Origin of the sequence: Streptomyces sp. NBC_00057 (genome assembly GCF_045041165.1) — a bacterium.
Taxonomy (GTDB): Bacteria; Actinomycetota; Actinomycetes; order Streptomycetales; family Streptomycetaceae; genus Streptomyces.
The window spans coordinates 1,537,117-1,562,591 of the sequence record NZ_CP108256.1 but is presented as its reverse complement, the minus strand read 5'-3'; the positions used below and the strand labels follow the sequence as shown (position 1 = coordinate 1,562,591).

Genomic DNA, 25,475 nt, shown 5'->3' with positions numbered 1-25,475 from the left:
GTTCCTCCACATGGTTGTCATAACGAGGGACGTGTTGGTCCGCTCCGGGGCAATCACCCGCGCCGCCACCAGCGGCGGGGGTCGGGCTGCTGAGGGCCGGCCGGAGACGGGGGCGGAGTCGTGTCGTGGACCGGCGCGAGCTGTGCCTCCAGCTCGGCAATACGCGAGCGCGAGGCGTGCTCCACCTCGGCGACGCGCAGCTCCGCCCAGCGCTCGACTGCCCGGACGCGCTCGGTGGCTTCCTGCTCCATCGCCTGTGCAGCGCGGGCGCGTTCGGTGAAGGCCGCCTCGGCCTGCCGCAGCCGGGCCTCCAGCGCAAGGACTTGCCTACGGGCCGTTTCTTCGACACCGCGGGCCCGGCGAGCGATCTCCTCCTCCATGTGACGCAGCGCCCGCTCTTCGCGGTCGGCGGCTGCACGGTCCATCGAGGCCTTGGCCTGCTGTACGCGCTCCTCGGCGGCCATGTCGGCCTCCCGGACGAGCTGTTCGGTCTCGCGGCGGATCCGGGCGATCTGCTGCGCCGCTTCGGTTTGTGATTCCGCCAGGGCCCTGTTCCGCTCCTCCGCCCTGGCGTTCGCGACCTGCTCGGCCACGCTCGTCTCCAGCTTGTGGAAACGCCGCTCGGCCTCGTACGCGTCCACCTGAGCCTGGGCGCGCGCGTGGTTGCGTTCCGCTGCCCTGGCCCGGGCGACTCGGTCCGCCACGTCGGCTTCCAGTTCTCTGAATCGCTGTGCCGCCTCATCGGCGGCAGCCAGAGCCTCGCGGAGCGCGGTGTCGTCAGTGGTGTCCGTGGCTGCCGCAGGGCCGCCGACCGGGTCCTCATCGATTGTTGCCGGACGGGGCTCAGGGCCAGGAGAGAATCCCTTGAGTGCGTCCGTGAGCGCCAGCCGGGCCTCCGGCTTCGTCAGTGGGTAGGCGGCCAGGTATTCGCGGGGCGACCGGCCGAGCAACGCAGGGGACGGGGACTCGAAGAAGTCCTCCGGGCGCGACTCTCCGTCCTTGAGGCCGTCCACCACACGGACGAGTACCTCAAGGGCCTGGCCGACCGGGCGGTCCGGGAGTTTGCCGCCTTCGGCGACCTCGGCCACGGCCCGTGCCTGGTGAAGGCCCAGGATCTCGCTCAGCAGAACGTGCCCGAGAGCGAGATGGACGTAATGCGCCATCCACCGGACACTCCGGTTGAGCGTGATGGAGAGGGCGATGGCCTCTCCCCAGCGCCCTGCGTACCGCTCGGCTGCGGACACTTCAGGCATGGACACTTCAGGTATGGACGCTTCGGAGCCCTCGGCCGGGGTGTCATCGGGTGTGGCTTGATCGTGTCCGGCGGACGGCGGGGTGTGCGTTCCGCTGTCCGCCGGAGCGGACACAGCGACCCTCTCGATTTCTTGCTCCAGGACCGGCGGAGGTTCCGGTGCTGTGTCCGGCGGCGCCAGAGGTTCGAAAGCCGGCGCTGTGTCCCTCACCGCCGGGAGCACCGGCGCTGGACCGGTGGGCAGCACCGGATTCCCGGAAGGCACGGACAGCGCGGTCTCGTCGGCTGCGGCGGCGCCCCCGTCAGGCTGCGCTGTCGGCGCCACCGGCTCCGCTGCTGCGGTTTCGGGCCCGGTCGGCGCGGGAGCGGGAACCGTATCCGTCGCAGGCCGTGCGAGGTGGCGCGGTCCGGTCGCACGGACCGCCCGCCTGAGGGCACGCCGGGGTCGTCTCCGGTCTGCGTCGGGCCTCGGTGCGGCCCACACCATGCCCACGGTGTCCAGGAGGATCCGCCGGTGCGCCGGAAGACCGTGGCCTCCCGCCTGGCCGTCCATGCGCTGCTGGGTCACCCATTTCCCCAGCGCGAATCCATCCTCTACGTGGTTCGGTCCGGGCATGGCGCGTCCTTCCCGGGCTCGGAACGCGGTGAGCGCCCTGATCCCGGCGCGCCAGTCCGGCGTGCCGAGGTCTCTGCTGATCGCGCCCACCGGGTTGTTCGCCGTGCCGTCGCCCCGCGCATCGGCCAGCATGCTCGACAGCGCGGCATGCGGATTCCCGGCCGGATCCTTGAACGCGACCCGCAGTACGGCGAAGACCTGCGATTCCAGCTGCCGCACGCGCTCACGGGTGATGCCGAGTTCGCCGCCGATGACGTCGAGAGTCGCGGGATCTTCGCCGTCGAGGCCAACGCGAAGGGTCACGACGCGTGCGTATCGCTCCGGCAGGAGGGCGACGAGCGCGTGTGCTTCCTCGTCCGCCAGAGCTGCCATGACCGCAACCTCGACGGACGGAAGAGACGTACGAGCCTCCAGCAGCTCTCCCAAGTGTGTGCTGTCCCCGATGATCCGGTCGGTGGAGTCCGTGACCTTGCTGATTCGGCGGATCTCCTCCACCTTGCTGACCGGAAGATCGCAGGACACCGCTACGGCGGCCGCGCTTCGGGACCTTCCCGCTGCCATCAGATCGCGCTCCGCACGACCCACCTTGCGCACCAGCTCGTGCATGTGGACCGGGATGCGGATGGTGCTGCCCTCGTCCGCCAGCGCCCGGGTGATCGACTGCCGCACCCACCAGGTTGCGTAGGTGGAGAACTTGTTGCCGTGACTTGGATCGAACTTTCGGATTGCGCGCAGGATGCCGAGCATCCCGTGCTGGAAGAGATCGTCCTCATCGAGGCCCTGACCCACGTGTGCTCTCACCTGGGACCAGGCGAGGCCCTGATTGTGGAGGGCGAGGCAGTCGCGTGCGCGGCGACGGATGTCCGTCGCCGGAAGGCTCCTCAGTTCCTCGGCGGTCGGCTCGACGGCGATGTACCGGGGACCGCCGCGCAGGAGCACGCTGAGTCCGACCTCTTCCAGTGCCGTGAGGATCCGCTTCTCGGGCCGCTTGGTGCGGCGGTCCTCCTCGATGACGGCCTGCGCTGCGGCAATGGCCGCCGCAAGGTCCCCAGCGAGCGGCGCGGAGTCCCTGGCCGGGGGCGGCGGAGTCGGAGACTCCGGTTCGGGCATCGTCATGTCGGAGGGCCGTGTACGGGCAGCCTGCGGTTCCGCGACGAGCAGCGAGAACCGCGCCGCCGCACCCGCCCGTAGATCCGCTGCCTCCGACGCAGTCAGGCCCGTGAGCCGGGAGACGCCGGTCACGGCCCGCTCGGTCACGGCCCGTTCCGTGGCGTACCGGCCGAGCAACCTCAGCGCTGTGTTCACACGCGGCTGCAGTCGACCTTCCATTTGTGGGTTTTCTGTGCGCGGTCCTACAACCTTCTTCACTTCTCCTGAGTCGTCAGTAGGTGTGGCAGCAACGGAAGTCGTCTCCAGGCGCAGTCCCAGTTCGGACAGTGCTGAGATCAGCCGTGCGCGTGCGGTGCCGTCCAGTGCCAGTGCGGCCGTCTCCGCCTCGAAGGCCGAGAGCGGTACGACGCCCTGTTTCGCGGCCTGCTGGAGATTGCGGTACAGCACTGCGACCGAGGTCTTGAGTTCCACTGCCACCCAACTTTCACGCGGCGCGACCTGACAAATGCGGACGCGGAGCGCGGCTTGCACGCTCTCCTTTGCGGCATCACCATACGCTCGATGCGTTGACGATGTAAACACTTTCATCAACTCGTTCGATGGGTAAGTCTCGTGTACGCTTCGGGGGGTCGGTTGTCCTCTCTGTGAGGATGGACAGCGCGACAGCCGCCATGGGGAGGCGTGTGTCCTGACCGGGCCGCGCGAGGTGCAGGAGGAGAGCCAGTGGATCGGGAGACGGTCGCGGGACGGTTCCGGCTTCGGGGGGCCATTGACTGCGGCAACATGGGCGAGGTGCACCGGGCCGAAGACCTTCAGGTGCCCGAAGGGGCGGTCGGCCGCATGGTCGCCGTCAAGCTGATCCTGCGCCACCGTTCCGGAGCGATCGTGGACACACGGGCCGACGCGAAGGCGGTGGCCCGGTTCGCGCGCGAGGTGCGGATCATGCGCAGGCTCGAGGACGCGAACCTCACCCGGATCATCGACGGCGGCGTGGACGACGCGCAGGCCGGCCGTCCGTATCTCGCGATGGAGCTCCTCGACGGAGACACCCTCGGCGACCTCATCGATGAGGAGAGCCAGCTTCCCATTTCCTGGGCGGCGGCCATCGGCGCCCAGATCGCGAGCGGCCTGTCCGCTGCTCACAGCGCCGAAGTCATCCACCGCGATCTCAAGCCGCGCAATGTGATGCTGACCCGCGGTGGTGTGGTCAAGGTCCTCGACTTCGGCATGGGCCGGATCGCCGACGACCCCGACGAGGCGCGTCTGACCAGCACCGGCGTGGCAGTGGGCACAGCTCGCTACATGGCGCCCGAGCAGTTCAAGGCAGGCCTTGTCACGCCGGCCGCCGACCTCTACGCGCTGGGCTGCGTGCTGTACGAGATGCTCACGGGTGTGCCCCCGTTCGTCGGTGAAGGGGCGTACGAGCTCGGCGAGAAGCACGTCCGCGACGCCCCGACTCCCATCCGCCTGATCCGTCAGGAAGTACCGCAGGAGCTGGCCCGGCTCGTCGACCGCCTGCTGGCCAAGAACCCGGCGGACCGTCCGGCCGACGCGGCCGCCGTCCGCGACGCGCTCCTGCCGCTCGCCGAGTCCGGCGGCGATGCGGCGCAGCTCCCGACCTGGGCCGCCCTTGACCCGGTACACGGCCTCCGGACGCTCCGGGCCGAACAGTCGGCACAGCCCGCCGCTGCCGATGAGGCTCAGCCCGCAACCGACGACTCCCTCCGTACCGCCCCCGCCTCCGGCATGGACGTCTTCGGCGTCCACCGCACCCTCATCAGGGACTACCACTCCTTCACCAAGGGCGGCACGGTCATCCGTGACGGGCGGATCAACGCGTACGTGGAGGACGACCTCAAGGCCAAGTCGCAGTGGCCCGACCCCTGGCTCTCCCTCAACCCGTTCTTCGCGGGTGGCGGAACCGTCCTCGAACTGGCCGGGCAGAAGGTCCTCCATGACGAGTGCGCCAGAATCTTCCAGGCGAAGAAGACGGAAGGCGGGACGGTCTGCGACGGCCGCCCGCTCACCCTGCATCAGCACCAGCGCGAAGCCGTCGAGGCCGCTCGGTCCGGTGCCTCGTACGTGCTCACCACCGGCACCGGCTCCGGTAAGTCGCTTGCCTACATCGTCCCGATCGTCGACAAGGTTCTCAGGGAGCGCGAAGCCGCGGGCCCCAAGGCCGAGAAGCGGGTCCGCGCGATCATCGTCTATCCGATGAACGCCCTGGCCAACAGCCAGCTCAAGGAGCTGGAGAAATACCTGCGCGACGGCTACGGGGAAGGCCGGGAGCCCGTCACCTTCGCCCGCTACACCGGCCAGGAGGATGACGCACGCCGCAAGGAGATCCGCGACAACCCGCCGGACATCCTCCTCACCAACTACGTGATGCTCGAACTCATGCTGACGCGGCCCGCAGACCGCGCCAGCCTCATCAAGATGGCCCGGAACCTTGAGTTCCTGGTCTTCGACGAACTTCACACCTACCGCGGCCGCCAGGGCGCCGACGTCGCCCTTCTCATCCGCCGTGTCCGCGAAGCCTGCCAGGCAACGGATCTCCAGTGCATCGGCACCTCGGCCACCATGTCGACGGAAGGCACCCTGGAGGACCAGAAGAAGGTCGTCGCGGACGTTGCCTCCACCCTCTTCGGTGCGAAGGTGCGCCCCCAGCACGTCATCGGCGAGACCCTGGTCCGCGCCACGGACCCGGCGCCGGAGACCGTTCCCGCCGAGCGTCTCAGGGCATCGGCGGCCCCCCGTGCCTACGCGGATCTTGTCCGCGACCCGCTGGCGCGCTGGATCGAGACCCGCTTCGGGCTCGCCACGGACGAGGAGACCGGCCGCCTGATCCGGCAGCAGCCCGAGAAGATCGAGATAGCGGCGAAGGAACTCGCTGAGCAGTCCGGAGTCGACGAGAGCGTGTGCATCGACGCGATCCGGGCCACACTGGAGACCGGTTCCCAGGCGCTCCACCCCGTCACCGAGCGCCCCCTGTTCGCGTTCCGTCTGCACCAGTTCCTCTCCAAGGGCGACACGGTCTACGTCACCCTGGAGGACAAGGCATCCCGCGAACTCACCCGCTCCTACCAGGTCGAACAGCCGGGCAGCGGGGGCAAGTTGCTGATGCCGCTGGCGTTCTGCCGCGAGTGCGGGCAGGAGTACGTGACGGTCTGGCGCGACGAGAAGAACGGCGACGTCCGGTACGAGGCCCGCCGCGACACCTCCGCGACCGGCGGCAGGCAGGGGGACGGCTACCTCTACATCGACCACGACCGTCCGTGGCCGGCCAACCCGCAGTACGCCGTCGGCGACCGCCGACTGCCCGAGTCCTGGCTGGAGCTGGACGACAAGGGCCAGGAGGTCATCAAGAAGACCTACCGTGACCGCGCGCCGCGCGCCATCACGGTCGACGCCCACGGCTACGAGGGCCGGGGCGAACTGGCGGCCGCGTTCATCCCCTCCCCGTTCCTCTTCTGCCTGCACTGCGGTGTGGCGTACGAGCAGACGCGCGGCAAGGACTTCGCCAAGCTGGCGACGCTCGACCAGGAGGGGCGTTCCTCGGCGACCTCGCTGATCTCGGCCTCCGTGGTCCGCTCCCTGAAGTCGGTGCCCGAGACCGCCCTCGACAAGGAGGCGCGCAAGCTCCTCACCTTCGTCGACAACCGGCAGGACGCCTCCCTCCAGGCAGGCCATTTCAACGACTTCGTCCAGATCACCCAGCTGCGCGGCGCCCTCTACCGGGCCGCACTGGACGCGGGCGAGGACGGTCTTCACCACGAGGAACTGGCCTCCTCCGTCGCCAACGCGATCGCCCTCGACCCGGTCGACTACACCGGGGAGAGCGAACAGCCGCCGTCGCTCGCCCGCGCCGCCGCCAAGACCCTCCGCGACGTGATCGCCTTCCGGCTCTATCTGGACCTGGAACGCGGCTGGCGCATCACCATGCCCAACCTGGAACAGACGGGCCTCCTGGAGATCGACTACGAGGACCTGGCCTGGGTCGCCGACAAGCAGGACCGCTGGGCGACCACCCACCAGGCCCTGCGCGATGCCGACCCCGCCCTGCGCGCCGAGGTCATGAAGGCGCTGCTCAACGAGATGCGACGCGCCCTCGCCGTCGACGTCTCCTACTTCCGCGACGACTTCGACGCACTCCAGCGGGCCAGCGAGGAGCGCCTGATCGACCCGTGGGTGCTCTCCGCCGCGGACAAGGCCAAGGTCGGCACCGCCTACCCGAACCCGTCCCGCCCGGGCCTGGACCGCACAGCCCTGTTCCTGTCGGCGCGCGGCAAGTTCGGCAAGTACCTCAAGCGCACGGACAAGGCATTTCGTGATCTCGACAACGATGATCTCCAACTGGTCATCGAGGAACTGCTGAAGGTTCTCGCCAAGGCCGGTCTGGTGAAGGAGGTCGCCGAGGCCCCGCAGCGTGGTGGGCGCTTCCGCAGGCCTTCGGGACCCGCTGCCACCGGTTACCGGGTGGCAGCGCAGTCCCTCATCTGGCGCGCGGGCAAGGGCAAGACGGGCGCGCACGATCCGCTGACCCGTACGTACCAGAGTGGAGACGGCCCCCGCGTCAACACGTTCTTCCGTGACCTGTACAAGAACGCGGCAGCCGAGCTGGCCGGCCTGTTCGCCCGCGAGCACACGGCGCAGGTGGCCCCGGAGGACAGGGAGAAGCGCGAAGAGGCGTTCCGTAAGGCCGAGTTGAAGCTTCTCTACTGCTCGCCGACGATGGAGCTCGGCGTGGACATCTCCTCGCTCAACGCGGTGATGATGCGCAATGTCCCGCCCACCCCGGCGAACTACGCCCAGCGCTCCGGCCGGGCCGGCCGCAGCGGTCAGCCCGCCCTCGTCACGACGTACTGCGCGACGGGCAACAGCCACGACCAGTACTACTTCCGCCGTTCCGAGCGCATGGTCGCGGGAGCCGTCGCCCCGCCCCGACTGGATCTTGCCAACGAAGACCTGGTCCTCTCCCACCTTCAGGGAATCTGGATCGCGGAGGCCGGACTGAAGCTGGGCCGCGCGATCCCCGAGGTTCTCGACGTGTCATACGCGGAGACCGGCGACCGCCCCACCCCCGCCCTGGAGCTGCAGTCCGAGATCCTCGCGGCGTCCCTCGACACCGATGCTCAGCGGCGCACGGTCGACGCCTCCCTGCGTGTCCTCGCGCCGCTGCTGCCGCAGTTCGCCGAGACCACGTGGTGGCACGACGACTGGATTCGGGACCGGGTCCGCACCGTGCCCGAGCGGTTCGACCGCGCCTTCGACCGCTGGCGCCAGCTGTTCAAGGCCGCGCTCGACGACCAGTACATCCAGAACAAGCGCCGTCTCGACTACAGCCTGACCGAGGGCGACCGGATCCGCGCCAACGCCCGGCGCCGCGAGGCCGAGACCCAGCTGAACCTGCTGATGAACGAGAGCGCGGACAGCAAGTCCGTCCTTTCCGACTTCAACCCGTACCGCTACCTCGCCTCCGAAGGCTTCCTGCCCGGCTACTCCTTCCCGCGCCTCCCGCTGGCCGCGTACATCCCCACGATCGGCCGCCGCCGGGGCGACGGCGACTACCTCCAGCGCCCCCGATTCCTCGCCATCCGCGAGTTCGGCCCCGGCGCGCTGATCTACCACGAGGGCGCCCGCTACCAGGTCACCCGTATCCAGATCCCGCCGGACGCCTCCGGCGATCTCGCCACCACCGAGGCCCGCCGCTGCGCGGGGTGCGGCTACCACCACGACCCGAAACTGCGGGCCGACCGCTGCGAGATGTGCAACGAGCCGCTCGGCTCGGCCACGTACGGCCTGCTGCACCTGCACACCGTGTACACCACCCGCCGCGAGCGGATCTCCTCCGACGAGGAGGAGCGCCGTCGCGCCGGCTTCAAGCTGGAGACGTCGTACCGTTTCCAGGACCACGGCACCCGCAAGGGCCGCCTGGACGCGAAGGTGTCCGACGCATCGGGTGAGCAGATCGCGGACGTGGCGTACGGCGACTCGGCGACGGTCCGCATCACCAATACCGGACGGGTACGCGCCAAGAAGGACGATCCCGACGGATACTGGCTGGACCTCGCCGACGGCCGCTGGATGAACGACCGCGATGCGGCCGACGCATCCGGTGACTCGACCGAGATGCCGGTCATCGACTCCGAGGGCAACGAGAAGCGCCGCAAGAAGCGCGTCATCCCGTATGTCGAGGACCGCCGCAACATCGTCGTCGTCACCCTCGACGAACCGCTGCCCGAGCCGGTCGCCCTGTCCGTCATGTACGCCATGGAGCGGGGCATCGAGGCGGCATTCGAGCTGGAGGACTCCGAGCTCAGCAGCGAACTCCTCCCGCCGGACGACGGTCCCCGCAACCGCATCCTGTTCACCGAGGCCGCAGAGGGCGGCGCGGGTGTGCTGCGCCGCCTCCAGGCAGAACCCGACGCACTGGCGAAGGCAGCACGCAAGGCACTGGAGATCTGCCACTTCGACGAGGCCGGCAACGACCTCGGCGGCCCGCACAAGGACCGCCGGTGCGCCCGCGGCTGCTACGAGTGCCTGCTGACGTACGGCAACCAGATCAACCACACCGACATCGACCGCCACACGGCACGCGAGTTGCTGTTGCGCCTCGCGTCGGCGACCGCGAAGCGGGAAGACCGCGGGGAGTCGCGGACGGAACAGTTCAAGCGGCTGCTGGAACAGGTATCCGAGACGCCGACTGCCACGGAAGCGGCCGTGGAGGCAGCGGTGGAATCGGCTGTGGCGGAAACCGTCGCCCAGGACAATCTCCTCACATGGCTCAAGGCGAAGGGCCTCAACCTTCCCGACGACGGTGAAACGCTCATCACCGAGGCGAACGCCCAGGCGGACTACGTGTACCGACTGCCCAACGTCAACCTCGCGGTGTTCGTGGACCTGCCCGGCACACAGGCGACGGCCCTGCGCGACGAGGACGCGGAGGAGCGGTTGCTCGACGCCCGCTGGGATGTCATCCGCTTCCCGTACGACGCCGACTGGGACGAGATCGCCGCCGCCCACGCCGGCTACTTCGGAACCGCAGCCAACTAACCGCTCACCGCGAGGACTTGAACACTCACATGGCACTCACATACTCCGCCGGTTCCCTGGTGACGGCCCGTGGCCGCGAATGGGTGGTGCTCCCCGAGAGCGCACCCGACATGCTCGTCCTGCGCCCCCTCGGCGGTTCCGACGACGACATCGCCGCCGTGTTCCCCGCCTTCGAGGACATCAAGGGTGCCGAATTCGCCGCCCCGGAGCCCTCCGACCTCGGCGACCAGCGCGCGGCAGGCCTCCTGCGCACCGCCCTGCGCATCGGCTTCCGCTCCGGCGCCGGTCCGTTCCGCTCCCTCGCCGGGATCGCAGTGGAGCCGCGCGCCTACCAGCTGGTGCCACTGCTCATGGCACTGCGCCAGCAGACCGTACGCCTGCTGATCTCCGACGACGTCGGCATCGGCAAGACCGTCGAGGCGGGCCTCATCGCCGGCGAGCTCCTCGCCCAGGGCGAGGCGACGGGCCTCGCCGTCCTGTGCTCACCCGCGCTCGCGGAGCAATGGCAGGGCGAACTGCGCAGCAAGTTCGGCATCGACGCGGAGCTGGTCCTCTCCTCCACGGTCTCGCGCCTGGAGCGCGGCCTGGACCTCGGCCAGTCCCTCTTCGACAAGTACCCGCACGTGATCGTCTCCACGGACTTCATCAAGTCCACCCGCCACCGCGACGACTTCGTACGGCACTGCCCCGACCTGGTCATCGTCGACGAGGCCCACACCTGCGTCGCCGCCGACGACACCTCCACCTCCTCGCAGAACCAGCTCCGCTACGAGCTGCTGCGCCGCGTGTCCGAGGACATGCGCCGGCACCTGCTCCTGGTGACGGCAACCCCGCACAGCGGCAAGGAGTCCGCGTTCCGCAATCTGCTCGGCCTGGTCAAGCCGGAGCTGGCGACGGTCGGCCTGGACTCGGAGCCGGGCCGAAAGCTCCTCGCCCAGCACTTCGTGGCACGCAAGCGGGCCGACGTACGCCAGTACCTCACCAAGGGGGACGGCCTCAGCGACGACAGTCTCGCCGAGAAGACCGCGTTCCCCTCCGACCGGTACTTCAAGGACGAGACGTACAAGCTCTCCCCGGCCTACCGCGCGCTTCTCGACGACGCCATCGCGTACGCGAGCGAGCGGGTGGAAGAAGCCGGCATCCAGGGCAAGCGGGAAGCCCGGATCGCCTGGTGGTCCGCGATCGCGCTGCTCCGCTCGCTCGTCTCCTCCCCGCGCGCCGCCTCCCAGACCCTCACCACCCGCTCGGCCGCCGCGATCGCCGCCTCCGCCGAGGAGGCCGACAAGCTGGGCGCCCCCCTCAACTCCGATTCGGCGGACAGCGACACGATGGAGGGCCAGGACGTGGCCCCCGGTGCCGAGACCTCCGACCACGCAGGCGCACGTCTGAAGGAACTGGCAGCCAGAGCAGCAGAGTTGGAGGGCGTACAGGGCGACCTCAAGCTCAAGGCGCTCATCAAGCACCTCAAGGCGCTCCTCGCCGACGGCTACAACCCGATCGTGTTCTGCCGCTACATCCCGACCGCGGAGTACGTGGCCGAGGAGCTGAGCGACCGGGAGATCGACGGCAAGAAGAAGCGCGGCCCGCTCGGCGCGAAGACCGTCGTCAAGGCGGTCACCGGCACCCTGTCTCCGCAGCAGCGCATCCAGCGCATCGAGGAGCTGGCGGAGGAGGCCGGCGAGGACGGAGCGGCCCGCCGGGTACTGATCGCCACCGACTGCCTCTCCGAGGGCGTCAACCTTCAGCACCACTTCGACGCCGTCGTCCACTACGACCTGGCATGGAACCCCACCCGGCACGACCAGCGCGAGGGGCGCGTCGACCGCTACGGTCAGAAGCGGGACGAGGTGCGGGTCATCACCCTGTACGGCGACGACAACGGTATCGACGGCAAGGTCCTCGAAGTCCTCATCAAGAAGCACCGGCAGATCAAGAAGGACCTCGGCATCTCGGTCTCCGTCCCCGATGAGACCTCCGCGGGTGTCACCGACGCGATCGTCGAATGGCTGCTGATGCGTGGCCATCGGGGCGAACAGGAGGGCCTGTTCGCGGCCGATGAGGTCATGGACACCAAGGCCGCACAGCTGGAGAAGGACTGGAACTCGGCGGCCGACCGGGAGAAGGCGTCCCGCTCCCGGTTCGCGCAGCGCTCTATCCACCCCGAGGAAGTCGCCCGCGAGGTCGGCGCGGTCCGCGAGGCGCTGGGCGGCGCGGGGGAGATCCGCACCTTCGTACGCGAGTCCCTGGGCGCTCTCGGCGGCGTCCTGCGCCCTGCGGGCGACGACTTCACCGCCGAGGTGGGCGGCACGCCCGCCGGCCTGCGGGACGCTCTCGCGCCGGTGGTCGGCGGGGACATCATCGAGAAGGACCGCCCGATCCCCTTCCGGGCGGACCCGGCGGTGGCGCGCGGTGAGGCGGCCCTCGTCCGCACCGACCCGGTGGTCGGCGCGCTGGCGGCGCACGTCCTCGACGCGGCCCTCGACACCCGGGCCGACGGCGTGCGCCCGGCACGCCGCTGCGGCGTCATCACGACGGACGCGGTCGCCACCCGTACGACGTTGCTCCTGGTTCGCTACCGCTTCCACCTCACGCTCCCGTCGCGCAGCGGCGAGAAGCAACTGGTCGCGGAGGACGCCCGGCTCCTGGCCTTCCGCGGTTCCCCGAAGAACGCGGAGTGGCTGACGCAGGAGGAGGCCACGGCCCTGCTCGACGCGACGGCCACCGAGAACACGGACCCGTACTTCGGTGAGCGGACGATGACCCGCATCCTCGGTCAACTCCCCGAGACGACCGCCCACCTGGAGTCGTACGGCGACGAGCTCGCCGCCGACCTGGACGCCTCCCACCGCCGGGTGCGCACCGCGTCGGGCGAGATCGTCCGAGGCCTGTCTGTCACGGCCCAGAAGCCCGCCGACATCCTCGGCGCGTACGTGTACCTGCCCGCCGCGCCCGCCGCTTCCGCTGGAGAGTCCGCCTGATGTCCGCCACGACCCGCAACCAGGTCTTCTCCGCCGTCCAGACGGTCGGCGCACTCCTTCCGGCGGACATGCTGGTCCGCATCAGCGAGGGCAAGGACGTCCCCGGCTCCAAGCCCGCCGACTACGGTCTGCCGACCTCGCGTTCTGTACGCGACGAGGCCGAGCGCAGCTGGGAGTACCTCAAGCCCCTCTGGCGCGACCTGCGCAAGCGCCTGCCGGAGGATGCTGAGACGGGCGCACCGGCCGCCGACCCGACGGGCCTCGCGGCCAGCGACTGGCTGGCCCCGCTCTGGCGCGAGCTGGGCTTCGGCCCGCTCACGGCGGTGGGCCCGGCGGGCATAGCGGCCGACTCGGACGCGGAGAAGAAGTTCCCGGTCTCGCACCGCTGGCACCACGCCCTGATCCACCAGACTGCCTGGAACGCAGAACTCGACAAGCGCGTCGCCGGCCAGGTCCCGCCCCAGTCCATGCTGCAGGAGTGCCTGAACCGGACCGAGGCCCACCTGTGGGGCGTCCTCACCAACGGCCGCCAGGTCCGCCTGCTGCGCGACTCCAGCGCGCTGGCGACGGCCTCGTACGTCGAGTTCGACCTTGAGGCCGTCTTCGACGGCGAGCTGTTCAGCGAATTCGTGCTCCTGTACCGGCTGTTGCACGTCTCCCGCTTCGAGGCGGGGGAGGGGGCGGCGCCGTCGACGTGCCGACTGGAGAAGTGGCGTACGGAGGCGATCGCCTCGGGGACACGGGCGCTGGACCAGCTGCGTAAGGGGGTCCAGGAGGCCATCACCACGCTGGGTACGGGGTTCCTGCGCCACCCGGCCAACGCAGCCCTGCGTGAGGACACCGACGCCAAGGCCCTGCACAACGCCCTGCTGCGCCTCGCCTACCGCCTCCTTTTCGTCTTCGTCGCCGAGGACCGCGACGCGCTGCTGTCACCGGACGCGAGCGAGCAGGCCCGGACCCGGTACGAGACGTACTTCTCGTCGACCCGTCTCCGCACCCATGCCCGCAAGCGGCGCGGCACGGCGCACGGCGACCTGTACCAGGCCCTGCGGATCGTCCTGGACGCCCTCGGCGACGAGAACGGCCGCCCCGAGTTGGGCCTGCCCGGCCTCGGCGGCATCTTCGATGACACGGGTGCCGACGCCCCGCTGCGTGGCCTGTCCCTGTCGAACGAGTACCTGCTGACGGCCGTACGCCACCTCTCCCAGGTCCGGGACGCAGGCACGCGGCGCTGGCGTACGGTCGACTACCGGCACCTGGACGCCGAGGAGCTAGGCTCCGTCTACGAGTCCCTGCTCGAACTCGTCCCGCAGCACAGCGCGGCCGACCGCACCTTCGAACTGGTCGAGCTGGCCGGCAACACCCGCAAGACGACCGGCTCCTACTACACCCCGTCCTCACTGATCGAGTGCCTGCTCGACTCCACCCTCGACCCGGTCCTCGATGATGCGGTCAAGCGGGGCGAGGAAGCCGCCTCGGCGGCGGGCGAGCCCGACCCGTCCGAAGCGATCGTCCGCGAACTGCTCTCCCTAACCGTCTGCGACCCGGCCTGCGGTTCCGGACACTTCCTCGTTGCGGCAGCCCGCCGCATCGCCAAGCGGGTGGCGGCGGTACGGGAACGCAACCCGGAGCCGACACTGGGCGCGGTCCGCCATGCCCTCCACCAGGTCGTTGCCCGCTGTATCTACGGCGTGGACCTCAACCCGATGGCGGTGGAGCTGGCAAAGGTGTCGCTGTGGCTGGAGGCCCTGGAACCGGGCAAGCCGCTGGGGTTCCTGGACGCGCACGTGAAGCACGGCAACGCGCTGATCGGCGCGGTGCCGAGCCTGCTGCGGGGCGGGATCCCGGACGAGGCGTTCAAGCCCATCGAGGGCGACGACAAGAAGTTCGCCAAGGTCCTGGAGAAGCAGAACAAGGCGGAACGCGGCGGTCAGCGGGGCTTGTTCGACCTGACCGACGAGTCGAAGATCGCGAACACGGTCTTCGCTACGGGCCTGCGTCGCATCACCGGTGCTTCCTCGGACACCCTCGCGGAGGTGCGTCGCCAGGAGGCCGCGTACCGGGACTTCGCTGAGTCGACGGAGTACGTACGCGCGCTGCACGTGGCCGACGCCTGGTGCGCCGCCTTCATGTGGCGCAAGGCTGCGGACGCCCCGCTCGCGGTCACAGAGGAGGTCTTCCGCAACCTCCAGGACCCGACCTCGGACGCGGCCCCTCGGTCCACCCACGATGAGATCGTGCGCCTGCGTAGCCAGTATCGGTTCTTCCACTGGCACCTGGAGTTCCCTGAGGTCTTCGGCGTTCCAGAATCGGGGGCGGGAGTCGACGAGGCGACGGGGTGGGCTGGCGGGTTTGGCTGTGTGCTGGGGAACCCGCCGTGGGAGCACCTTGAGCTCAAGGAGCAGGAGTTCTTCTCAGCGCTTGCGCCTCACATCGCGGAGGCGGCCGGGGCAAAGCGAAAGAAGCTGATCGCTGAACTGCCTGCGGAGGATCAGCAATTGTACGAGACGTACGAAGCGGCCAAACGCGAGGTCGACGGACTGCGTCACTTCGCTAGTGATTCCGGGGTATTCCCGCTGTGCGGACGCGGTCGAATCAAAACCGATCCGGTCTTTGCAGAGCAGGGACGCAAGCTGACGGGCTCGCGGGGACGCATGGGTGTGATCGTGCCGACCGGCATTGCGACGGATGCGACAACGCAGTTTTTCTTCAAGGACCTCGTGGTGAATGGGGCGATCGCGGCGCTATACGACTTTGAGAATGCCGCGCCTGTCTTCCCTGACGTTCACCGCTCGTTCAAGTTCAGCATCCTGTCCCTGACGGGCCGCGCACTGCGCGAACCGGCAGCGCGGTTTGCGTTCTTCCTGCATGACCCGGCCGAACTGGATGACCCCGAAAAGGCGTTCACTCTCACTCCTGAGGAAATTGCCCTTCTCAACCCCAATACGGGCACCTGCCCCGTATTCCGCTCCCGCCACGACGGCGACATCTCCTTGCTTGCGGCTAGTAGATTCGGCCCGCTACGACCCACCAACTCGAAGGGCCCCTATGGCCTGACTATCCGTAGGGTCTTCAACATGGGGTTGGCGGAAGTCGATTCGCTGTGCCCGCGGGAGACTGAACCGCGTCTCGGGAACGTGATGATGCTTGAGTCGAAGCTCACACACTCCTACAACCACCGATACGCAACGTACATGGATGAGGTGACAGAAAGGACCCGGTACGCCGAACCTTTCGAACTGGAAGATCCCACGTGGGGGAACCAGGGTCGCCGATCCATCAGTAAACTGGAAGTGGAAGACAAAATTGCCGCGCTATGGAACCGGGAGTGGCTTTTCTCCTGGGCCGATATTGCACGCAATAGCGACGAGCGCACTCTGATTTCACTCATCGGCCCTCGGGTGGCCACTGACTTTACGCTGAGGGTCGGGTTCCCGAAGGAATTCGAGTATGTAGTGGTGCTGGTGGCGGCATTCAATAGTTTTCCGCTGGACTTTCTACTTCGAATCCGGCAAGGAGGGCTCCACGTCTCGGATTACATCTTGGAGCAACTTCCGGTTCCTTCTCCGCAAGACGTCGAACCTCATTGGAGCTTCGTCCTGCGGAGAGTCCTAGAGCTTACCTTCACTGACATCGAAATGATTCCGTTCGCCCGCGATTTCGGCGACAACGGTGCCCCCTTCCGCTGGGACAAGGGTCGTCGTGCCGTCATTCGGGCCGAGCTCGACGCGCTCTTCTTCCACCTCTACGGAATCAACCGCAACGACGTTGACTACATTCTCGACACCTTCCCCATCGTCAAGCGCAAAGACGAGGCGAAGTACGGCACGTACCGGACCAAGGACCTGATCCTCGCCGAATACGACCGCATGGCCGCCGCCGGGCTCACCCTGGAGAACCCCCTCGTCGACGGCGAGAACTACACCTCCACCCTCGCCCCGCCCCCCGGCCACGGCCCCCGCCATCCGGCACGCTGACCACCTCGCCCTCGCCCTGCCGCCCCCACCGCCAAAGCGGCCGGGCGAGGCCGGCCCGTCGTCACCCAGGCACTTCGCCGTCCCCCACTCCCTTCCCGAATGTCCCGGTCCGCCGCATCCCACGGAGCCCGCCCATGCCTGCTGCATCCGTCCCGGACGAGTACGACACGCGCAAGGTCCAGACCGCCGTGGTGGGCGGGGCAGGCTCCGACTCGCCGGTGTTCCTGCCGTTCGACCATGATGGCTTCGATCGGTTCATGCGTGGACGGGGAAGAGACGACTTCTACTGCGGGGAACTGCTCGGCGGCTGCGGCAAGATCCTGACGGTCCGCCGCAGCGAGGTGAAGAAGTGCCACTTCGCCCACCGCCCTCCCGTGCACTGCCGTCGCACGGCAGTCGGTGAGGAGAGCGCCGACCACCTCTACATCGGGCAGGCCCTGCAGCGGTGGCTTCGGAGGCAGGGGCACCGGTCAGCCACAGTCGACTACCTGAACCTTGGTTCCGGACCCGGTGGTGCCATCGAGCTTCGCTTCGACTCGGATCGGCGGATGATCCGTGTCCAGATGGACCGCCTCTCCCTGCGCGATTGGCAGACGGCACGCGAACAATCAACCGTTGCCCGGCCGGCAGTTCATTGGGTGTACGGCTCCGGCAGCGGGCTCGCCCACAATGAGGCAGCCGAGCATGGGCACGCCATCCGGTTCGAGTGCCGCACCGTGGACGACACGAGGGAGGTGTACGTCGGAACCCAGTTCAAGGACCATTCCGTCGAGTGGGTACCACTCGCCGAAGCACACTTGGACGACACCGGAATCGTCACTCCCCGGCTCGCCGAGCAGGCTGACCGGCGAGCCGATGTGACCGAAGTCCCCGTGGCGTTTCCCCTGCTCCCGGGGTCCATCGCGTTCACCGGGACGGAAGAGGTGACAGCCCCGGGCGACGAGAGCCGGCTTTACGACGCCGACGTACAGCCGAAAGGGTCTGTGCTGATCAGAGCTCGGATCTCGCTGCCACACGAGGCTGTACAACCGCAGCCGCACCGCCTTCACGTCATCGACGGCATTGCGCATCTGAGTACGTTCCCCATCTCGGCCGGGGCCGATGCGAGCTCGCTCATCATCCATGCCGACGGATGCTCACCCCTCGCCGAGCGCACGGACCCGCGCTGGCCGGATCTGACGCCTCCGGAGCAGGCACCCGCACTCACCGCGTCGACGGAGGCCGGACCGGAGCCCGCCATCGCCGCACACTCCGAGCCGAAGGCAACTGGTGATGTGCGAATGGTCCAGGCGTTCCGGGCCAAGCTGAGCCAACTGGCCCGCGCACGGGGGATCATCAACTGGGAGACCCTTGTCAGCAACGCCGGGGCGACTCCCGGCGACTTCACGTCCGCCGACCGCGTCCGGCTGCTCGTTGCCATGGACTTCCCTCGCTCCGATGGCAAACCCGTCCTGTCCGCTCTGGTGAAGCTTCGAGGCGATCGGCCTGGTGTTCCGGCATTCTTCGCGGACGTCCTCGCCGGTCTCGGCCGGGATGACGCACGCGACGAGGGGACGCCCGAGGAGATCCACCGGCGCGAGATGCTCAACGCCTATGCCCTGGCGCGTGGCGAGAGTACGGACGAGGTGGAACGCAGCCTGAGAGCTCAGGAGAAGCGCCGATTCGCGGCCGAAAGGGTCCTTCCTGTACCCCGCACGTCCACAGCCGCTCGTAACGGGACCAGCGAGCCTGGGAGGGTCTTTATCCACAAGGCGGCGGTCAAGGCCGTACGCAAGGCATTGACCGATGCCGCTGAGCAACAGAGGTGCGTGGGATGGCAATCTCTGGCTGCTGCCGCAGGCCATGCGCCCGGGGACTTCGCTGTGGGCGACCGCATTGCGATCCTCGTGGACGTGGACCGCAGTAATTCCGCCTCGGGCGTGCTCCTGTCGTCACTGATCATCGGGCCGGGGCACACGCCAGTGCCGTACTTCGACATCATCCTGAAGCATCTCGGCAGACCGCACGGCCTGCGACCCATCGAACTGGGAACGGTGAGGAAGACGGAGCAGGCTCGCGCGTTCGCCACGTACGGCGGGCATCCGGCGCGGAAATCCTGACGCTCTCCCGCACGCGCTTGGGGGCCGGGGCTGCTCACCCCGGCCCCGCAGCAGCGCTCGTGTCGGCGGTCAGTCGTGCGCGACGGAACGCACGAACTGTGCCCACCCGTCACGCCCGATGGACAGGTGCGGGCGCGTCACGTCTTTGGAGTCCCGTACGCAGACAGCCACTTCGGCGATAGCAACTTCGACGCAGCTGTCTCCCTGGGTGCCGCTGTGGCTGGACTTGAACCAGACTTGGTCATTGATGCTCATAGCGCTCCTCGCAGTCGCTCCAGCAGGTCCCGCGAGTCCTTGGGGTTCAGGGCCTGCGAGCGCATGGTGTCATATCGCTGATGGAGCAGGCTCACCTCTTTCGGGTCGGTGATGAGCCGTCCGTTCTGCTGCCCCTCGGAGTACCCGAGGCGTCGCCGCTCCGGGGTTTCTAGCAGCTGCACAGGACCATCCAGGCATGCATGGAACTCAGCATCCATGGGCACGACCTGAAGCGTTACATTGCGCGGCGTGGTGTGCTCCAGCACGTGGTCGAACAAGCCGCGGGTCACCGCCGAACCGCCGAGCCGGCGTCTGAAGACCGACTCCTCCACGATGAAGCTGAACGGCACGCTCGGGCGCCCGCGCAGCATTTCCTGTCGTTCGAGGCGGGAGGCTACCTGAGCCTCCAACTGCTCGTCCGTGAGTAGCGGGATGCTGTTGTCGAACACCGCCCGCGCATACCCTTCCGACTGCAACAACCCCGGCACCAGCCTGCACTCGTACGTACACAGGCTCACCGCCACCTTCTCCAGCCGCGCCCACCTGCGGAACCACGCAGCCAACCCGGGCTCGCCCCGGGTCAGATGGGTCGACGCCTTCCGTAACGCGCCCGTGTTCCCCAGCGCCTGTTCCGCGCGCTCCACGAAGACGTCGTCCGGCATACGGCGCCCCAACTCCACCGACTCCACGGTGTGCTTGGAGAACCTGACCTGCTCGCCGAAGTCGGACCGGCTGAGTCCCGCGTGTACGCGCAGAGCCTGGACGACAGCCCCGAAGGTGCGCAGGCTGTCCGAGGGGTCGGGTTCCCGCTCGTAGTCGCCCATCGTCACGTCTGCGTCGTCGGTCGTCATACGCGGCCACCTCCAGGTGCATGCGCGTGATTTTCCCGCGCTCAATTCACCCAGAATGAGACATCAAGCCGCGTACCGTCCACCAAACGTGCCCGTACGCTGACTGAGCGTACGGAGTCCGACGGCCGGCGTGCAGTCTGGCGCGGATGGTGAACATGCCCAGGGGCCACGGGCCCGGCGGTCAGCGGAACACACTGCCTTGGCACCTTCCCGAGTGGGAATTGTCCGGCATCAGCGATACGGACCCGGCCTGATGTGACGTCCGTACAACGTTCCGCGCCGGGGCCCCGATCTCCGTACCCCTGTCTGCCGTACGGGAGTAATCCCTGGTCGGAGTCGTCTTACGGGGAAATCATGACGAGGTGAATCCATCGAACCAACTGGCCGAACCATCCCGTCCGGCAACCGAGTTCACACTGCGGCTCAGCAGCACCCGCCGTGGTGCACGACTCGCCCGTACCCTTGCCGTTCAGCAGCTGACCGAGTGGCGCGGCGTTCCACACGACTCGGCCGCCGCACAGGCCGTCGCACTTGTCACGGCAGAGCTCGCCTCCAACGCGATCACCCATGGGCGTCTGCCGGGCCGCGACTTCCGGCTGACGCTGCGGTTGTTGCCCGAGGCCGTCCGTATCGAGGTGACCGACACCCGTCCCGAACGCTTCCTCCCGGCTACAGCTCCGAAGCCCTGCGATCCGGTCGACGAGACCGGGCGCGGTCTGCTGCTCGTCGAGGCGTACGCCAGCCGCTGGGGATGCGTGGTTCTCGATGCCTGCACCAAGTGCGTGTGGGCCGAAGTGCTCTGCTGAGGACGGATGCGGGGGGTTGCGCTTGCCCACTAATGGCCGGGTCAGGGGGACTTGAGCATGCCGCGGAGCTCGGCGACGAGACCGTGTACATCGCGTTCGGCGACGGGTGTGGTGACGTGGCCGGTCATCGGGGCCTGGGCCGGGGGTGTGTCCGGCCCTGAAGCGGGCCGGCGGCAGGCGCGGCGGAACGGCCGCCTGCGCCATACGATCGAAGATTCGTTCACATCCTATGAGGGCAGGCGCTGTGTATTGCCCTGTGAGGTTGAGGACGAGACCGTCGATGGATTCTGGCGGGCAGTCAGTCCTAGGATGACCCGCAACGGGCGTACCAGAATGCTCTGTCTCCAGTGGTACGAACGGCCTTCCGTGGCGCGTCAGTGCTACGCCGTCTGGTCCGCTCTCAGTGCCGCCTGCCACCACCACCACACCTACGAACTGCCGCCTACCCCGCCGAAGTACGGGCCTGGCACCAGGACGTGACCGAGCTGCTCGACGTCCTGTCTGACGCCCGGCTCTGAGCCCCGGGGCGGCCCAAAGCCGGAAAAGCGAGGAAACACACGATGGAAACCCGCCGCTACCGCATGGTGGTCACCAGTGGACTCGACTACGTCAAGACTGGTGCCGGCGTCGACGACCAGCTGAGACGCTGGCTGAAGGAGCCGCCCAAGGGGTACGACATCGACGCGTTCGCCGAAGGACGCAACGAGATAGCCCGGGGCGTGACCCTCGACCACGACTCCACCACAGGGACCACCGGTGCTTACGGACGCTGGCGGCTGCGTGAGACGGCCCCCGGCGGCATCTGGCAGACCACGGTGCTCGCGCGGCAGGTCGGAGGCGGTCCGACCTGGGTCCAGCTGGATGTTGAGCATCTCCCGGACGACGCCGACGCCGTACCCGTGCCGGCGAAGACACCACGGCTCGCGAAGAGCCTCCTCGGCGTCCTGGAGGCGCGTGACGGCCTGGCCGACGTGACGCCCATGCCTCAGGTGGTCGAACCCGACGACGTCGACTCCGTCATTGACGAACTCTGCGACGAGAATCGGCGTCTGCCCATTGTGATGGCGAGTGTGCCGTACGGCGTGGACTTCGACACCTGGTTGGAGCGGACGATCGACCCCCTGCTCCGCCCGCTGGCGGGTCTGGCCATCCTCTATGTGCTTGCCCCCGAAGCCGAACCTCGCTTCAACCGGACCCTGGAACATCATCGTGTCTACGGCGGGGGCGTCCGCACGTACCTGCCCGGCGTGGATCCGGCCTGGCCGGCGGACGGTCAGCGGCACCGCGTGATGTCCCGCCGCCTGATCACGGAGAAGCCGCAGCAGGCCCGCCGTATCCTGGCCCAGCTGCCGCAGAGCCTGGCGACCCGCGTGCCGCTCCCCGAGGAACTCGACTCGGTGCCGGTGATGCGGACCCGGGCCAGGGAAGGCGGGGGCAGCTCCGAACTGGAACGGCTGCGCAATGAGAGCAACGCTCTCCTTGAGATCCTTGAGGAAGCCGGACGTGAACAGCGCGTGCGTGCCGACGAGATCCGAGACCTGAAGCACGATCTGCGGAAGGCGGAGGACAACGAGACGCTGCTCATCATCGACTACGACGAGCAGTACCGGGAGCTGTACGAGGCGAAAGCACAGGTACTGACCCTTCAGAAGCGGTTGTTGGTCCTGGGTGCAGCACAGGATGCGTATGCCCCGGTGGAAAACACCGCCGCCGACCCCACATCGTTCGAGGAGATCCTCACCAGGATCGAGCAGATGCCGCGTGTGCACTTCACCGGGCGCACGAAGGACACACTGGAACTCGACGATCAGGCCTACGGCTCGTCATGGGTGCGCATGGCCTGGGAAGCCCTGCAAGCGCTGGAGGGGTTCGCCGACGCGGCATCTGAAGGAAGGATCAACTGTGATTTCAAGCAGTGGTGCACGGACAGACCCAGCGGTGTACACACGATTTCACCGCGAAAGATTGTCCGGGACGAGTCGAAGACCGTGAAGGCGAAGGCCACCTGGCGCAAGCAGCGCACGTTCCCCGTGCCCGAATATGTGAACCCCGACGGGAAGGTCTTCATGGGCGCACACCTGAGGATCGGCGGAGGCAACACGATCGCGCCGCGTCTGCACTACTACGACGCGGCGTGCGCAGATCACGGGATCTTCATCGGATACATAGGCCCCCACCTGACCAACACGCTGACCTGAGTACGCCCTGGATTCCGGCCGGTTGTCCCAGCTCCCTCCACCGACCAATGGGGCAACCGACCGAGCGCCCGCTTTGGTAGCACTCGTATGATCGACAGGCCCGATCTGCCGGTCCCAAGGAGCTCTCGTGCCTCAACTCGCCTTTGCCAACACCTTCTGGGAGAGCTTCGATGCCCTGGAGAAACAGGTCAAGGCGGGTGTACGCAAGGCGATGGCCAAGTTCCAGAAGCTCACCGTCGCCGAACTGCACGCGGACAAGGGGCTCCACCTCGAGTCGGTCGACAAGGCGCGTGATCCTCGGATGCGCACCATCCGGATCAACGACTTCTGGCGGGGTGTCGTCCTCGCCCCTGACGACGGCAGCGACACCTTCCTGCTTCTCAGTGTCGTTCCGCACGACGATGCCTACACCTGGGCCGCAAAGCGCCTCTACACCGTCAACACCGCGACCCGCGCTCTGGAGGTGCGTAACGTCGTCGCCATCGAGCAGCTCACACCGGCCCTCGAAAAGGCCGCGAACGTGGCGCCCGCGCTGCTGTTCGCCGGCTGCTCGGACACGGTGCTGCGGGAACTCGGCATCGACGAGCAGATCCTGAAGGCTGTCCGCACCGTTATCGACCGTCCCCAGCTGGATGCCTTCGGGACCTTGATGCCTGAGGACCAGTTCGAGGTCCTGACCTTTCTCGCCGAGGGCTTCACCCCCGAAGAGGTCTACCGCGACGTCGTCGCCGTCCGGCGGCCGGTTCACGCAGCCCCGGAACCGACCGAGGACCTGGCGACGGCCATTGCCAACACCAGCAGCCGCATCACCCTGATCACCGAACCCGACGAACTCACCGCCATTCTCGAAAAGCCCTTCGCCGCCTGGCGGGTATTCCTCCACCCCTCGCAGCGGCGTCTCGCCTACCGGGTCTCGTACAACGGGTCCGCGCAGATCTCCGGCGGACCGGGCACCGGCAAGACGGTTGTCGCCCTGCACCGCGTCAAGCATCTGCTTTCGCGCTCGCCCGACACCCGCATCCTGCTCACCACCTACACCAACGCGCTCGCGGCGGCGCTGCGGCAGAATCTCTCACTCCTCCTCGACGACGAGGGACAGCTGGCCCGCGTCCATGTGACCACTGTCAATGCCTACGCCCATCGCATCGTGCGTGAACTGGGCGGACGAGCCCCGGCACCCATCGGGGACCAGGAGGAACGGAAGATCTGGCAGAAGGTCGTCAAGCAGCTCGCCCTGCCGTGGACCGAACAGTTCCTTGCTCAGGAGTACCGGCATGTGATCCTTGCGCAGGGTCTACGTACAGCCGATGAGTACCTCGCGGCCACCCGGCGCGGCAGGGGCACAGCTCTTGGACCGCTCAAGCGTGCACAGCTCTGGCGCGGTGTCGACGCCTTCCACTCCGTGCTCGCTGCGAAGGGCAACCGTACGCATCTGCAGGTGTGCGACGAGGCGGCCCGACTGCTGGACGGAGCAGGCCGAGCAGGCCGAGCGGAACACGGCTACACCCACGTCGTCGTGGACGAGGCGCAGGACCTGCACCCGGCGCAGTGGCGGGTCCTGCGGGCAGCCGTCGAGCCCGGTCCCGACGACCTGTTCATCACCGGCGACCCCCACCAGCGGATCTACGACTCGCGGGTTTCGCTGTCCTCCATCGGCATCGCGGTGACCGGCCGCTCCAGTCGCCTTCGGCTCAACTACCGGAGTACCGAAGAGATTCTGTTGTGGTCGACCCGCATCCTCGACGACGTGGCCGTCGGCGATCTGGGCGGTGACGGAGGTGACAGCCTGGCAGGCTATCGATCCCTCCTGCACGGCAGGAGTCCGCATACCGAGGGCTACGCCTCCGAACATGCCGAGGTCTCCGTGCTGGTCCAGCGAATCGAGGAGTGGATCGCACAAGGCGTCCGGCCATCCGAGATCGCCGTGTGCACCCGATTCAACGTCCTCCTGGACAAGGTCAGGGCACGGCTGGAATCGGAGGGTATTCCCGCCGTGAAGGTCAAGGACAATCCGGACGCGGCGACCGACGGTGTGCGGCTGGCGACGATGCACGCCATGAAGGGGCTCGAGTTCCGTTGCGTCGCGGTCATCGGTGTTACGGAGGGCGCGGTTCCGTTCGCCCGCGAAATCACTCCGGAAGACGTCGACCGGATCCAGCACGAATCGGACCTGCTGCGTGAACGGTGTGTGCTGTTCGTGGCATGCACACGCGCCCGCGAAGCGCTCCATGTGTCGTGGAGCGGGAGCGCCAGTCCATTCCTCCCTGCCGGGAGGTAGAG

Annotated in this window: 11 protein-coding genes; 7 read left to right on the top strand and 4 right to left on the bottom strand. The window is 68.0% G+C overall.

What is annotated here, in order from left to right; all coding sequences use genetic code 11:
• Positions 1-53: 53 nt before the first annotated feature.
• Positions 54-3,455, bottom strand: a complete 3,402-nt coding sequence (locus OG953_RS07425) for a sigma-70 family RNA polymerase sigma factor (protein WP_405683141.1) — start codon at positions 3,453-3,455, stop codon at positions 54-56.
• 306 nt (positions 3,456-3,761) lie between these two features.
• Between OG953_RS07425 and OG953_RS07420 the strand changes: the two genes are divergently transcribed.
• The 4 genes from OG953_RS07420 (at position 3,762) to OG953_RS07405 (ending at position 19,085) form a co-directional block, all read left to right on the top strand.
• Positions 3,762-10,031, top strand: coding sequence for a protein kinase domain-containing protein (locus OG953_RS07420; RefSeq protein WP_405691701.1), 6,270 nt, complete (start codon positions 3,762-3,764; stop codon positions 10,029-10,031).
• Positions 10,032-10,060: 29 nt separating this feature from the next.
• The gene (locus tag OG953_RS07415) at positions 10,061-13,009 is read left to right on the top strand and encodes a helicase-related protein (RefSeq protein ID WP_405683140.1); all 2,949 of its coding nucleotides are present in this window, start codon (positions 10,061-10,063) and stop codon (positions 13,007-13,009) included.
• On the top strand, positions 13,009-16,986 hold the full coding sequence (locus OG953_RS07410; RefSeq protein WP_405683139.1) for an Eco57I restriction-modification methylase domain-containing protein: 3,978 nt from the start codon (positions 13,009-13,011) through the stop codon (positions 16,984-16,986). Before OG953_RS07415 ends, OG953_RS07410 begins: the two co-directional genes overlap by 1 nt.
• Before the next feature lie 134 nt (positions 16,987-17,120).
• Positions 17,121-19,085 (top strand): competence protein CoiA family protein, encoded by a 1,965-nt coding sequence (locus tag OG953_RS07405; RefSeq protein WP_405683138.1) that lies wholly within the window; start codon positions 17,121-17,123, stop codon positions 19,083-19,085.
• 69 nt (positions 19,086-19,154) lie between these two features.
• Here OG953_RS07405 and OG953_RS07400 read toward each other — a convergent pair whose 3' ends face one another.
• Positions 19,155-19,340, bottom strand: a complete 186-nt coding sequence (locus OG953_RS07400; protein WP_405683137.1) for a DUF397 domain-containing protein — start codon at positions 19,338-19,340, stop codon at positions 19,155-19,157.
• A complete protein-coding gene (locus OG953_RS07395) occupies positions 19,337-20,191 on the bottom strand; it encodes a Scr1 family TA system antitoxin-like transcriptional regulator (protein WP_405683136.1) in 855 nt (284 codons plus the stop codon). Before OG953_RS07395 ends, OG953_RS07400 begins: the two co-directional genes overlap by 4 nt.
• 362 nt (positions 20,192-20,553) lie before the next feature.
• On the opposite strand from OG953_RS07395, the gene OG953_RS07390 reads away from it, so the two are divergent.
• Positions 20,554-20,997, top strand: coding sequence for an ATP-binding protein (locus tag OG953_RS07390; RefSeq protein WP_405683135.1), 444 nt, complete (start codon positions 20,554-20,556; stop codon positions 20,995-20,997).
• 41 nt (positions 20,998-21,038) lie between these two features.
• Here OG953_RS07390 and OG953_RS07385 read toward each other — a convergent pair whose 3' ends face one another.
• Positions 21,039-21,221, bottom strand: coding sequence for a hypothetical protein (locus OG953_RS07385; protein WP_405683134.1), 183 nt, complete (start codon positions 21,219-21,221; stop codon positions 21,039-21,041).
• Between the two features lie 336 nt (positions 21,222-21,557).
• Between OG953_RS07385 and OG953_RS07380 the strand changes: the two genes are divergently transcribed.
• Both OG953_RS07380 and OG953_RS07375 read left to right on the top strand, forming a co-directional pair.
• Positions 21,558-23,195, top strand: coding sequence for a hypothetical protein (locus OG953_RS07380; protein WP_405683133.1), 1,638 nt, complete (start codon positions 21,558-21,560; stop codon positions 23,193-23,195).
• 127 nt (positions 23,196-23,322) lie between these two features.
• Entirely contained in the window at positions 23,323-25,473 is a 2,151-nt protein-coding gene (locus OG953_RS07375) for a UvrD-helicase domain-containing protein (protein WP_405683132.1), read from the top strand.
• The last annotated feature ends 2 nt before the right edge of the window (positions 25,474-25,475 follow it).